The sequence below is a fragment of the Liquorilactobacillus sucicola DSM 21376 = JCM 15457 genome (genome assembly GCF_000612445.1).
Taxonomy (GTDB): Bacteria; Bacillota; Bacilli; order Lactobacillales; family Lactobacillaceae; genus Liquorilactobacillus; species Liquorilactobacillus sucicola.
Window position 1 is genome coordinate 74,298 of record NZ_BALC01000004.1, and the last position, 13,612, is coordinate 87,909.

Below are 13,612 nucleotides of genomic sequence, written 5' to 3' on the forward strand. Positions count from 1 at the left end.
AAAGACTCCAAGATCAAGCCCTCCTGATATAGAAATGAAAGGGTTATTAGATCACGGAGCTTTTTTGTTTGGATTTTAGTTAACTAGGAAAACTAAATGGCTTCCTGCGAGGAGAAAACTTGTTCTTGAAGTGCCATCATTTGTTCAAAATTATCGGTGATCAGGCCGTCAACGCCGACTTGAAATAAATGGCGTGCAGAGTCCTTATCATCAATGGTCCACAAGCGCTGTAAGACATTTGCTGACTGGTAGTGTTGCAAATGCAGTCCTGCCAAACCAGTTTTTTTGATGAACTCTTCAGGGTTCGTGACTTGACGTTCTGTCAGCCAACAGTACTGCTGCTGTGCATCGAGCTGGCGACATTTTTTTAAGGTCTCAAGGTTGAATGAAGAGAAAATGACAGGATACTTAAGATCAGCTTTACGGACCAACTGCAGCACTGTTTCCTCAATATGGGGATAGTGTGTCTTGTCGGTCTTGAACTCCAAGTTAAGATGTACCGGCTGGTAAGCAGCGAGTTCTAAAAGTTCAACCAGACTTGGAATCGGTTCAGCATTTCTGAGTTTAAATTGCCGCAGCTCAGAAAACGTATAGGAAGCAATTGCCCCACTACCATCAGTTGTTCGATCAATCGTTTCATCGTGCATGATTACGGGAATACCATCTTTAGTTAGATGAACATCGAATTCAAGCCCATCGATATGATGCTGGATACTGTATTTGAAACCAGCAAGTGAGTTCTCAGGGAATTTGTGCGGATACCCACGGTGACCGAAAATTAAAGTATGTTTTAACATAAGAAACTCCTTCAATGTGTATATTAGAAATATTTTTTGCAAACAATCTGAGGCTGTGTTTTGATAGCTGTATTGATTTTATTACAGCTTATTGTAGCGCTCGGCTCTTTCAACACCTTCCAATAGTTCACCGTTAGGCATTAATCTTAATCAAATTGGTGCTGCAATTCTTCCGTTCCCAAATTCAGCTAGCATCATAATACACCATAGCTAGCAAGGTGTTAAGTTAATATTAAAATCAACGTTATATTTTAATTCAATAAACGACTCACTTAACTCATAGTTTAAGCATAGATTATGAATGTAACGATGTTACATTCAACGTGTAACTAATGTGTAAAAAAATGAAGCTGCTTAAAAGTTGATTTTCGCCAGTAGTAAGCTGTGCCTGCAATTAAATTAGGATTAAGCCGTGATTGACTGTTACTAACGGATGACCTCTTTGTTAGGGTCTAACATATTCGTTACTAAAATAACAATGAACAACAGATTTACAACTCCAAAAACTGCGTGCAGCGAGTTGAGTACGATAGGTGCAAATATTTGCTGCAAATGAATATCAATTTTGTTAGTTGAACTAATGAAGTTGTTGACAGCTGAAAATCTTAGACCATGTAATTGAAGACGGATAAAGAGATTCAAGACGGCACCATAAATACCGATCATTAATGTTTGCCCTAGTGTTCGCCCTAAAGTAATAATTGCAGTGGCTGAGCCTAGTAGTTTTTTACTAACGAGATGCTGGCTTAACATGATGTTTATACTGATGACAATTCCCATACCGAAACCACTGATCGCAGCGATAAGGTAGAAAACCCAATATGGAAACGAAGAATTGATGAAAAGCAGCGAGAGGTAAGAGATAAATTGAACTGAAACGACCACCAAAATAATGTTTTTAGGTGAAAATCTTCTCAATAGTCCACCAACAAGGAATGAAGCGAGTAGCCACATGACCGAACTTGAAGTAACAACAAGACCTGAAATGGTCGCGGGAACACGATAAATAGATTGCAGCCAAATAGGAAAATAGATTTGATAACCAATAAGAATCCCGCTTAAAAGGGTTGATGTAACGACCTGAATTGAAAAAGTAGGATTTACAAACATTTCGAAGGGAATCAACGGATCAGAAACCTTCTTCTCCTGTTTGATGAGAAGAAAGAAGCTCAGCAGTGAAACGCTGAATAAAATGATTGAGCTCCGAATACTGATATTGATTTGCTGAATGCCAATCAGTAAAGCAATTAAGGTAATAGAAAGCCAGCAAATTCCATACCAGTCGATATGCAGAACAGTTTTAGCTGCTAAAGTCTCCGTGTATTTAAAAGTGATAACTAGAAAAATAAGTACGCCCAGCGGAACATTGACGAAGAAAACCCAGTGCCAGCTGAGTGTGTCGACCAAGAAGCCTCCAAGTAGGGGACCAAGCAGGGCAGATAGACCCCAGGCTGTATTATTAAAGGCTAGGACTTTGGCACGATCTTGAAAAGAATATATGTCAGCAATAATGGTAAAAGTCAATGGAATGATTGAGCCAGCTCCCAATCCTTGCAGTGCGCGCGCTAAAATAAGAGAAAAAATCGAAGGAGAAAGGCCGCTTAGAAGCGAGCCTAGGGTAAAGAGAATTACTCCAACCTGGAAAACTATTTTACGGCCCCAACTGTCGGCCAACTTCCCATAGATGGGTGTCGTTATCGCCGTTGTCAGCAAGTAAGTGCTCATAATCCAGCTTTGATAAGCAAGACCGTGTAATTCGCTGATAATAGAAGGCAATGCGGTAGTAACAATTGTTATCTCCACAGAAGTCATGAATGTTGCAATAAAAATCGCAATCATGATCCAAATTCGTGTTCTATTTTTCATAAAGTGACCAACCATCCTTTTAATTTAATGCTCCCCAAAGAGCCACTAAACCATTATTCAACAAAACAAAATTATTTTCAATTGAATTAAACACATATAGAAGTTTAATTCAAGTAAGCTAAAAAATTCTCATTTTAACATGTAATAAGTTATAATAAGGTAACGTGTTGTACCTTTTTAAGGGATTAGGTGCACTAAAAGTGCAGAGTGGATTTTGACGGAGGTGTGAGATATTAAGGGGAAAATAGCGGCGTATCGTATACCAGATCGATAATCAGAATATAAATAACACAAAGGATGGTTTTTTTATGCAGGAAGAAAAGCACACAAATCTAATTGGATCAAGTGAGGACAATGATGATTCTGGGCCTAGACAGCAGCTCTGGCAAAAGAAGTCAGAAGAACTAGAAACAGAGTTTAAAACGCATTTAGAACAGGGACTAACTAGCAAAGAAGCTGAACGCAGGCTTGAAGAAAATGGCAAAAATGAACTTGTTGCTAAGAAAACTTCTAATTGGCTGTTGTTTTTTAAACAGTTTAATAATAGTATCACCTACATTCTAGCGGCCACGGCAGTTGTCACTCTTTTGTTGCGTCATTATCCTGACTCGAGCGTTATTGGAGCAGTGATTGTTGCAAACGCATTAGTTGGCTTTTTTCAAGAAGTTTCGGCAGATAATGCTCTTAGCAAGATTAAAGAGCTCTTGGTTTCCGAATGTTATGTGGTTCGAGATGGACATAAAGTGGAATTGCCAGCTAAACAGGTAGTAGTTGGTGACATCATTCGCTTGGAAGCGGGGGATGCGGTACCTGCTGACTTGCGGCTGGTTTCTGCAGATAATATGAAAATTCAGGAGTCAAACCTGACCGGTGAGACTGATTCTGTCATCAAAACCGAAGAAGCAATTGATTTGGAGACGCTGCCTTTAGCAGAGCGGACAAATATGGCCTTTGCTGCGACTGCAGTTACTAGTGGTTCAGGTGTCGGGATTGTAGTAGCTACAGGGGCACAAACAGAAATCGGACACATACAACAAGATGTCGTTGAGGTCAAAAGCAAGGTAACACCTTTAATGCAGAATTTAAATAAGCTGGGTTGGGCACTTTCTTTGGCTATTGTGGCAGTTGCGATTTTAATGTTCGCCTTAGGGGCTTTTCTTCGAGTATATAGTTTACCTACACTTTTAATTGCCGTGATTACGATGATCGTCGGCTCAATGCCAGAAGGTATGCCCGCAAGTGTTTCAGTGGTTTTAGCGATGGGAACGCGTAAATTAACACGAAAGAAAGCCATTGTCAAAACTTTACCCGCGGTTGAAACCTTAGGGGCTGTCAGTATTGTAAACACAGATAAGACTGGAACACTGACAAAAAACGAAATGACAGTAACAGATATTATCACAGCCGATGGACAGTATACTGTCTCTGGAGTTGGATATGATGCAACTGGTCAGATTCAAAAAAGGGATGGCACGGAAATTGACTGGAAAAATAACGAGAAACTGAAGTGGATGATTCAAATTGCAGGGCAGACGACTGATGCTTCCTTTCACCAAGAGGATGGGCGTTGGGTGCTGACCGGTGAGCCAACTGATGGGGCGTTGACAGGCTTGTTTCATAAGTTTACAGGCAAGGCGCCTTCTGTTGAAGAAATTGATTCTCTGCCATTTGACTCGGCTTTCCGCTATTCAGCTCGTCTAGCTCTTTTAGACGATAGAAAAGTTTTGATGGTCAAGGGAGCACCACAAACGCTTTTTGAACGAATGAAAAAGCATGGAAGTACGATTGAAGAACACGAATGGCTTGCCAAAATGGAGCAACTGACAAAACAAGGTAAACGTGTAGTCGCGTTGGGCTACCAGCAGGCGGACGAGATGTCAGATAAAATCATTACAGCTCACATCGGGCGTGATTTTCATCTAGTCGGAATGGTGGGGATCATTGATCCTCCACGGCAAGAAGTTGCTGCAGCAATTCGTAAGTTAAGATATGCAGGCATTAAGGTTAAAATGATCACTGGTGACGACCCTAACACAGCTATGGCGATCGCTAAACAATTGAAATTGGCAGATAGGGTCAATGTAATCACGGGGCCAGAACTTGACAAAATGTCAGATGAACAACTAACAAGGGGAATTGATAAGTATACTGTGTTTGCGCGGACGACACCGAGTGATAAATTGAAAATTGTGCGTGCTCAGCAGAAAAGAGGACATGTAGTTTCAATGACCGGTGACGGTGTTAATGATGCACCCGCACTGAAACAAGCTGACATTGGGGTCGCGATGGGGATTAAAGGGACGGATGTTGCTAAGAGCTCTGCTGATATGGTTTTGGCAGATGACAACTTTACGACGATTTTGACAGCTGTCAAAGAAGGACGGCATATTTTTGATAATATTCGCAAGACAATTCGTTTCCTTTTACCGACTAGCTTTGCTGAAGGACTGATTGTTGTTATGAGCATTCTGTTAGATCAAACAATGCCACTTTATCCGACGCAGTTATTATGGATAAATATGGTGTCCGCCTTGACTATTCAGTTTGCATTTATTTTTGAACCAGCTGAAAAGGGAATAATGACACGGGGACCACGAAAGGTTAACCAAGGAATTTTAAAAAAAGCAGATATTATTGAAATTACCTATGTGTCGTTGCTTATTTCAGGTCTAGGGATGATTGCATACGATATAATGACGAAACAAGGAATGTCAGCTGCTGTTGGTAGTACAATGACACTGAATGTGATTATTTTTGGGAAGATTTTTTATCTCTTCAATATGCGTAATAGTCATCCAGTGCTCTCGCGATACTTCTTCCAAAATAAAATGGCTTTTTATATTATAGCCGTTTTACTGGTATTACAAGCAGGAATTATATATCTGCCATTTATGCAGGAAATATTCCATACAACTGCACCAGGGTGGATAGCTGGCTGGGGAGTTCCGATTGTGGCTGGAATAATAGTCTTGATCGTTACAGAAATTATCAAGTATGTGCATTCGTACATTTATCGGATGTCACTAAAAAAGAGCAGTTGAGCTAAAGAATGAGTAAACATAAGTGCTTACGCTGGATAGAGGCTTGATATTGGCTTAAAATAAGGAGCTGGGTCAAAAACCCAGCTCCTTATTTTAAATTTGTATTATGTGACTCAAAGATCAGTTTTTCTATGTTCAAAATATTCTGCCTTTTTGAGGTTACTACACTGATGATTATTAGCGTGTTTATTTTTTGTTTAGGTTAGTGTGTTGACTTGGTCGGAAGGGCAAGTAGTATTATACTATTTCTAGATAATTTTTATGAGAAAAATGGGGTAAGCAGATGATCAGAGAAGCTTATCAGAGTGAGGGTAGACAATGAAAAAAAAGGTAGCAGCTTCAATAAAAATATTTTGTTTGGTTTTATTACTAGCAATTGGACTAGCAATGATTTTTAATGAGCAAATCAAAAACATAGTTATCGGCGATATGACCCACAATGCTTTGAAGAGCGAAACACAGTCAGTTGACCAAGCTAAAAAATCAAAAACAAGCTTTGATTTTAAAAAGGTTAAACCAGCAGGTCCGGCTGCAGTAAAAGATGCGTGGAGTGATAATACGCATGCTATCGGGAAGTTGGCGATACCGGCTGTTAAGATGAAATTACCGATTTTTTATGGGCTTCGCAATGAAAATTTATTACGCGGGACAGGAACGATGAAAAGTAACGAAAAAATGGGACAAGGAAATTATGCCTTAGCAGGCCATCACATGAAGGATCCGCGAATTTTATTCTCCCCATTAACAAAAGTAAAAAAAGGCGAGTTAATTTATTTGACCGATAATAAAAGGGTCTATCAATATCGAATCACGGTAAAAAAGGTCGTTGATGAGTATCAGGTTCAATGGATTAAAGATGTGCCAGGAAAAAAGTTGTTAACTTTGGTAACCTGTCTAACAGCTAAAACTGGAGAAAATAATCGAATTGTTGTGCGTGGTGAGTTGGTTAAGATTGAATCTTTGAAAAAATCATAAGTTTTTAGGTGACTCTTTTGCTATTTATAAGCTATGAGCAATATTATTGCTTATAATATTATCCAATGTTACCATTTTCTTAGAGGTTGAAGGAGAACCGTTGATTGTTATGTTTAACAATTAGAGGTTTTTCTTTATCTAAAATCTGAAAGGGGTTGCTGCTATGAGTCAAGAAGAAAAGTTTGATAGTGCAAAGGATAAGGTTGCAGGCAAAGCAAAAGAAGTTGAGGGAAAAGCAACCGGCGATAAGACACGTGAGGCTCAAGGCAAGGCACAAGGTGTTCTTGGCAAAGCAAAAGATAAGCTAAGTGATGCTAAAGATGCGGTCAAGGGTGCTGTGGATGATTTGAAAGATAAGGTTGATAAAAAAGACAAGGAGTAATGGGTCTCAGGTATATAAGGGATCTGTTGCATTGTATTGACTTAAAGTTGTCGGAATATATAGGGGGGCAATACTTTTAGAGGTTTTGTCCTGTTTTCTGTGTAAAAGCAGGAATGATTATTGAGATAGGGGGAGTTTTAATGCATTGGTTATGGGTGTTAATTGTTGGTGCAATTATTGGTGCACTTGCAGGTGCAATTACGAATAAGGGTAAGTCTATGGGCTGGATCAGCAATATTATCGCTGGTTTAGTAGGATCGGTCGTTGGTGAAGCTATCTTGGGATCATGGGGTCCACAAATTGCTGGAATGGCCATTATTCCTTCGGTTATAGGTGCAATTATTTTAGTATTGATAGTGTCCTTCTTCCTTTCGAGATCCTGAGGCTCAGATAGAGTTGGCTAAAGTAATCTTTTGCCAACTGCTGTCATGAAATAGTAAGTAGAGGCTAGTTATGTCACAGCCTCTTTAAAAACTACTTCGTGCCATTAGCCTTGAGTACCAAATAAATGATAAACAATTGAACAACTAAAGAAGCAGATTAGAGCAAATGTTACTTGCAAAGAGTTTTCACCCTCTAGCATACAGTTTAATTAAGGGTGAACAGCCTTGTACTGTAGCCGTTTATCAGTATATCATATTGGACTTAATAACCATAAAATGATAGTACACAGGTAAAGTAGATGTGAGAGCAAAGAGTTTGACTCTTTTATGTGGACTTGAACAATCCACACACTCATGGACTCCAACTTAATTGCTGGGGTCTATTTGTTTGCTTAAAATTATCTCTTTGCGGAATTGTGTGTCGAAAATTAAATTTAATCAAATTAATATCGAACATACGTTTGATGATTTAGAAAACAGATCTTATACTGAGTTCATTCTTAAGTGAAAGGAAGTTTTTTAATGGATCAAATGGTGTTAGAAACACAACGATGGTTGAACAAAACATATGGAGATGTTAGTGGGTTTCAAAAGGCTCCCGAAAATGGGCAAACAGGTTGGGCAACAATCTACAGTTAACATCAGCGGCAATAGCCAAATTTAAAAATGCAGGTTTTGAAATTGTAGGCCGCTACCTTACTGGAACAGTTGGGACAGGCAGCAATGAGCGCCCTAAGAATTTAACAGCTGATGAAATTACAGCGATTACGTCAGCTGGTCTGAGCCTCTTTCCGATTTATGAAGATGGCGGTTATGAAGAAAAATATTTTACAAACAGTCAAGGAACAACAGATGGCGGCATGGCAACTGCTGCAGCACGTAAGTTAGGTTTTCCTGAAGGAACTACTATTTACTTTGCGGTTGATGTTGACATTCAAGATGGTGATATCGACGGAACGGTTATTCCGTACCTGAAGGGAGTTCTCGCCGCAGTCGCAGATTCTGGTTACGAAGTTGGGGTCTATGGAACGCGTAATGTTTGTCTGTATGCGGAAAAAATCGGGGTTAAGTACAGTTTCGTCGCTAATATGTCTTATGGCTGGAGTGGTAACTTAGGTTTTAAGATGCCTTCAAACTGGAGTTTTGATCAGTTTACAGAATATACAGCAGGTTCAACTGGGATTGATATTGATCAAGATGCTGCTTCCGGGAAAGATCAGGGTGTATCCAAATTTGACAAAGTTACAGGTGTGTCAGCGAAAGCTGCTTTGAAGTCATTGTGGCCGAATTGTGAATATGACCAAGAAGTCGAATTTACAATGTTTGATACGAAGTGGATGAAAATTACTGGTAAAATTACTACTTCATTCAAAAAAGCAGATGGTAGCACCGTTATTACCATTAAAAACGGTAAAGTTGATGAGGCAAGTATGAATGGTTTCCTAAATTCACTGGGTGCTTCGAACAATATCATTAATGATCTTATTATTGATAAATTTAATACACTCAGTTTCACTAGTGAAATTAAAAATGGACAACTTTCTGTTAAATCTACAACGGGCTCGGATGGTTCATACACAATTGAACTTGCATGGACGGCGTTTGAAACTGATGAAGGTGTTCTTGGTGAAACGCTGACTATTGCATTGGAAATCAAGATTAATTTGCCTGATTTTCCGAGTTGGGGAACTTTCACCGAGACTTTGGGGAAGATTGGTCAAGTTGCAGTAATTGCTGTTGCAGTTACTGGGACTGCTATATTAATTGTGGGAATGTTACCGGCTGATATTGTAGGTGCGATTGTAACTGCAACAGTAACTCTCTTTACAACGATAGTCGCAGATTTAGCGTAAAAATTAAAATTATACAATTGCTTTAGTGACAATCAAAGACTGTAAGGGTTAAAATTAACCTACAGTCTTTTTAGAGAGGAAATTTAATTTTTTATGTTGATTATTCTGTTAGCTGAAACAGCAATGTTTATTTTTGGAGTACTTGGTATAGTGCAGGCGATAAAACTTAATAAAATAAATAAAGAAATTCGTGTTTTTCGTATAAAAGAAAGGGCTAAGTTAACTGAGGATCAAATAAAAAAGCAACAAGTCTATCTTAAAATTCATATGAGTAAATTTATTGTATTTATTATAAATATAGCAATTGTTTTTATTATTATTTTATTGGTACTTCTAGGGTACAGTCTGCGGAATCTTTTTGATAAATCAGGAAGTCTGGTATTCTTCTTGATAAGTCTATTAATGCTAGTAGTTATTTTATGTGCTAGTTTTGCACAAAAGTCAGTAGCAAGAGGACAAGTAATCAGAAAAAAGTATATTGACAAGTATCCAGATAACCCTCTGAAATTTTTTATCTACCCAGATGAGTTGCTCATACAGTATAGATACGTATTTAAGCGTGCGGGTATATTATTACTGATTACCAGTATTTTAGCTTTTATCATGGGTGTAATTAGTTAAATGATTTCAGATGCCATCTATACAATGTGAGTTGCATTTTATAAGTGTGTTAATTGTTTGTAGTAGAAATAGAGCCTTTGAACTTTTTGAGTGTATGCGAACGGGACTTAAAGAGAAAAATGGGATTATGGAAGGCCAATGAAGAGAACATAAAAATGGTCTATATTATCATCATAGGAGTAGGAGACAAGCTGAGAGATAGGGTTGTAGTACATAGGTTTCATATTTCGATACGCGACAGCCGACAGCTGCTTATGAATGAACGCTAAAAAGTAGACCTCTGGTGAACTCAGCCAGAACTTCACAAAAATAATTGAGTAGTCTATGGATTCTGTAATCTGATCCGTAGGCTGGGTTCAGAGCCGACCTGCAGACATAGAAGCTGCTGTCTAATGGCTAGAGTGGTACAGTGGTAACGAATGGAGTCTTAACATACAGGGGACACGATAGGGTCTGGAAATGACGTTTCAGGGCGTAAATGATGGCAAAATTTTTTAATGATAGTTATGTATTTATAGACATGGAGGTATAAGTATGAGTAACAAAATGGAATTAACGACAATAAAGGATAAAATTTCTACTACAAATGTTACGGAAGCTCAAAAAAATTACTTGGTTAATACTTTAGAAAATGAATTTCAAGATAAAAAAATAGAGAAAAAAGCAGACGCATTACTTAAAATAAATAAAAATATAAGTGAAGAAAAACTGACATTAAAACTTATGGAATACGATTTTTTAACAACGAGCAACTTTTAAAAAAAAATAATTTTATCAAGAGCCATAAAACATTTTAAAAAAAAAATGAAGGAGAATAAAAAAATGGCATTAAATAATTTAATAATTAAAACTTCCCTAGGTAAGGCTACTAAGTTTATTAAGAGTATAGTAAAATACATTTCAGAAAATCCTGAAGTGAAAGATGCTATTGAGTCTGTTCTTATAGATTTTTATAAAACCATTGCTAAAAATAGAAGGAATATAATCCATTAGTGTGTACCTAATGGTACAATTATTACATGTTATAAGGTCGGTTATGTAAACTATGAAAGGTACAGAATATGTGAAGCACGAATTTTAATAATACATGGGACACTTTTTTCAAAGTTTACCTAGGATAGTATTCTAAAGCTGACATAGATGTCAAAAGGATCAAAGATACATCTGAACGATTTGTGAGTAGAACTGTTCAATTAATAATAAACATACATAAGCATGCATATAAAAGCACCCAGAAATTAATCTGAGTGCTTTACGGCTACTTTTTGTTATTGCTAAATATCAAGTAAATGATAAATAGTTGAACAACTAAAGTAACTGGTAGATAAATTGTTAGGTGCATCGATTGACACCACCCAGTTACAGTTTGATTAAAGGTAATCAGCCTTGTACTGCAACCTTAATCAGTATATCAGATATTGGATTATGTAACTAGATTATGCTAATATGTAGATAGATAAATTGTTACGGTGCTAAGATTGCATCGCTTTAGTGGACTTAATCAATCCACGGCACTCATGGACTTCCAGACTTAACTCTCTGGAGGTCTATTTTTTATTGCAGAGAACAGTTTCTAATCTGTTTAAGCCCTATTCTGATCACCCCTTCTTTAGTCTCCTTGTCAACCGCTGTTGATGAGAAATTTTTATAAGAAAATCAATTCATTTTCGAATTGGTCTTCTTTTTTTATTTGAATCGTAAATTCAATTCTAATTCGAGTGTAAAAATGTGACCAGTTTCTGTATCCATATGCGGTACGTTTAATTTGTTTGATTTTCCGATTAACGCCTTCTAGTGGGCCGTTTGAATAATTACTGGTCATCATGTTTCTAATTAGTGATAGTTTTTTTCGATAGGTCTTTATTGTAGTTTCAAGTTGCGGGCTGACTTTGTCAGCACGGTTTAGTATTTGGCTGAACTTTAAATAATCACGACATCTTAAGGCATCAACTAGCGAATGTGCAACAAAATAAGTATGTTGAAAGATTGAATTTAACTCAAGACCTTGCAAAACTAATTGTTCTTGGGTGAACCAGTTCTTTAAGTGCGCAAACCATTGTGATTTGTGTTGATTTAAATCAGAATAAGTTTTTAAAAATAAACGCCAGTGATGTTTTAGTACTCGATATTCTCGTGAATTTTGAGTAAAACGATGCATTAACTGTACGCGTGTCTGGTTCAGTGCTTGGAGTCCCATTTGAACTAGATGAAAGTTATCGGCGATAATTTTTGCTATTTTATTGTAAATGAAATAGCAGTACTAAATTTTAATGTTATGCTTATTAAAAAAAGCTGCGGATAGTAATGCAAAAAATTCCTTATAAGTATTAGTTTAGACGTTAAAATAAAGCTATATATAATTATATAATCAATAAAATTAAGCGTAATATTTTTATTTTAAATTCACGACTATTTTTTAGGGTTGGCAAACAAAAAAATTAGAATTACTTTGTTGTTGAAATATATAATAAAATATCTCATATTTTATGTTGAGGAGGGATAAGTCTATGGAAAAATTAAAAGATCAGTATATTTCTTTATCAAATAAGGAGATGGTTAAGGTAGTCGGTGTTCATAATGCTGCGTGGTGGATTGGTGAAAAATTTGGCGAAGTCAACTATGCAGCAGAACAAGCAGGAAAATTACGTGCACATAGATACGGGTAGTACAGGAGTGTGTAAAATTAGTTAGGAGGATAATTTTATGAATTCATTGAGCCAATTCGATTTTCTTACAGAAAAAGAAAGCTCTAAGATTATTGGTGGTAGCAAAGGGACTTGGGTTAGATGAGGTATCGATGTAGGTTTAGCTTACGGTTCGGATTTTGTGAATGGATTTAAGCATGGAAATAGACGGCAACATTAATCGAGTGTAGGCTTTTTATTTTCAGTTGTAATGAGATAGATTTTATGATTAACATAAAATTCATCTCATTATAATAGCTGATTTTTTAAAATTATATATTCAAAATTGAGGTATAATAATGAAAATAAAAGTTAGAGAAACTATACTTTTTTTAAAGAATATTTTTACTGTTATTTTTATTACGTGGTTTATCGGACTATTTATGGAATTTCCTATAGCTTTCCCAGGGACAAAAAATTCTATTTTTAGGATATTACTAGGTGTTATTTTTTATGTATTTGAGATTATTGGATTATATATATTTGGGAATTGGATAAAAAAAGAGAGAAACAGTAAATGGTCAAGTCCAATTGACAAGATGGGAAATTTCAGAAATAAGAGAACATGGATTATTATTTGCATATGCCTACTAATTGCGTTAGCAGTGGCATTTGTATACCAACACATAAATGTTTGGATGAATATCCCAGAAACTAGTAATGATCGAGTTTTTAGTAAGTATAATCAGTCTGGATCTATTTTATTTTTAAGCTCTGTAGTGTTGTTCGGACCGATATGTGAGGAAATGATCTACCGGCATTGTTTCTTTTCATTTGTTAACTTTGAGCAATATTTGAATAAATATTGGGTGATATTAACGGTTCTGATTAATGGAGTTTTTTTTGCTTTTTTACATAGTGGGTGTAATCTTGTTCCATTTATATACTATTCATTAATTGGGATTACATTGGCTAGTTGTTATGTCTTAAACGATGGAGATGTAAAAACTAGTATATTTGTTCATATAGTTGGCAATACCATCATTACCTTGTTTTTTTAGAATGGCTAG

At 36.7% G+C, this 13,612-nt stretch carries 12 protein-coding genes and 1 pseudogene; 10 read left to right on the forward strand and 3 right to left on the reverse strand.

Translation table 11 applies throughout. The annotated features are described in order from the left end of the window. Window positions 1–92: 92 nt before the first annotated feature. Both JCM15457_RS07550 and JCM15457_RS07555 read right to left on the reverse strand, forming a co-directional pair. A complete protein-coding gene (locus JCM15457_RS07550; protein ID WP_034988958.1) occupies window positions 93–797 on the reverse strand; it encodes a glycerophosphodiester phosphodiesterase in 705 nt (234 codons plus the stop codon). Between the two features lie 426 nt (window positions 798–1,223). After that, the gene (locus JCM15457_RS07555; RefSeq protein ID WP_034988960.1) at window positions 1,224–2,663 is read right to left on the reverse strand and encodes an MFS transporter; all 1,440 of its coding nucleotides are present in this window, start codon (window positions 2,661–2,663) and stop codon (window positions 1,224–1,226) included. 308 nt (window positions 2,664–2,971) lie between these two features. Here JCM15457_RS07555 and JCM15457_RS07560 point away from each other — a divergent pair, with 308 nt between their 5' ends. The 8 genes from JCM15457_RS07560 (at window position 2,972) to JCM15457_RS12160 (ending at window position 10,911) form a co-directional block, all read left to right on the forward strand. Continuing rightward, complete coding sequence (locus JCM15457_RS07560; RefSeq protein ID WP_051993343.1) at window positions 2,972–5,704, forward strand: HAD-IC family P-type ATPase; 2,733 nt, start codon at window positions 2,972–2,974, stop codon at window positions 5,702–5,704. 318 nt (window positions 5,705–6,022) lie between these two features. Continuing rightward, a complete protein-coding gene (locus tag JCM15457_RS07565; protein WP_034988962.1) occupies window positions 6,023–6,679 on the forward strand; it encodes a class A sortase in 657 nt (218 codons plus the stop codon). 163 nt (window positions 6,680–6,842) lie between these two features. Then, window positions 6,843–7,061, forward strand: coding sequence for a CsbD family protein (locus tag JCM15457_RS07570; protein WP_034988964.1), 219 nt, complete (start codon window positions 6,843–6,845; stop codon window positions 7,059–7,061). Between the two features lie 140 nt (window positions 7,062–7,201). Then, window positions 7,202–7,444: a GlsB/YeaQ/YmgE family stress response membrane protein gene (locus JCM15457_RS07575; protein ID WP_034988966.1), complete on the forward strand. Its 243-nt coding sequence runs from the start codon at window positions 7,202–7,204 to the stop codon at window positions 7,442–7,444. A gap of 617 nt (window positions 7,445–8,061) precedes the next feature. Beyond that, window positions 8,062–9,297, forward strand: coding sequence for a glycoside hydrolase domain-containing protein (locus tag JCM15457_RS07580; protein WP_051993345.1), 1,236 nt, complete (start codon window positions 8,062–8,064; stop codon window positions 9,295–9,297). Window positions 9,298–9,390: 93 nt separating this feature from the next. Continuing rightward, entirely contained in the window at window positions 9,391–9,918 is a 528-nt protein-coding gene (locus JCM15457_RS07585; protein WP_034988968.1) for a hypothetical protein, read from the forward strand. Between the two features lie 534 nt (window positions 9,919–10,452). After that, complete coding sequence (locus tag JCM15457_RS07590; RefSeq protein ID WP_034988969.1) at window positions 10,453–10,677, forward strand: hypothetical protein; 225 nt, start codon at window positions 10,453–10,455, stop codon at window positions 10,675–10,677. Between the two features lie 63 nt (window positions 10,678–10,740). Next, window positions 10,741–10,911 carry a hypothetical protein gene (locus JCM15457_RS12160; protein WP_156406569.1) on the forward strand — a complete coding sequence of 57 codons (171 nt, stop codon included), beginning with the start codon at window positions 10,741–10,743 and terminating at the stop codon, window positions 10,909–10,911. A gap of 652 nt (window positions 10,912–11,563) precedes the next feature. On the opposite strand, the pseudogene JCM15457_RS07595 reads toward JCM15457_RS12160, so the two are convergent. Further along, window positions 11,564–12,151 (reverse strand): annotated as a pseudogene (locus JCM15457_RS07595) (ISL3 family transposase); the annotation flags it as partial. Between the two features lie 274 nt (window positions 12,152–12,425). Between JCM15457_RS07595 and JCM15457_RS12165 the strand changes: the two are divergent. Together JCM15457_RS12165 and JCM15457_RS11695 are read left to right on the forward strand one after the other, a co-directional pair. Beyond that, window positions 12,426–12,584 carry a hypothetical protein gene (locus JCM15457_RS12165; protein WP_156406568.1) on the forward strand — a complete coding sequence of 53 codons (159 nt, stop codon included), beginning with the start codon at window positions 12,426–12,428 and terminating at the stop codon, window positions 12,582–12,584. Window positions 12,585–12,901: 317 nt separating this feature from the next. Continuing rightward, entirely contained in the window at window positions 12,902–13,603 is a 702-nt protein-coding gene (locus tag JCM15457_RS11695) for a CPBP family intramembrane glutamic endopeptidase (RefSeq protein ID WP_051993348.1), read from the forward strand. Window positions 13,604–13,612 lie beyond the last annotated feature (9 nt).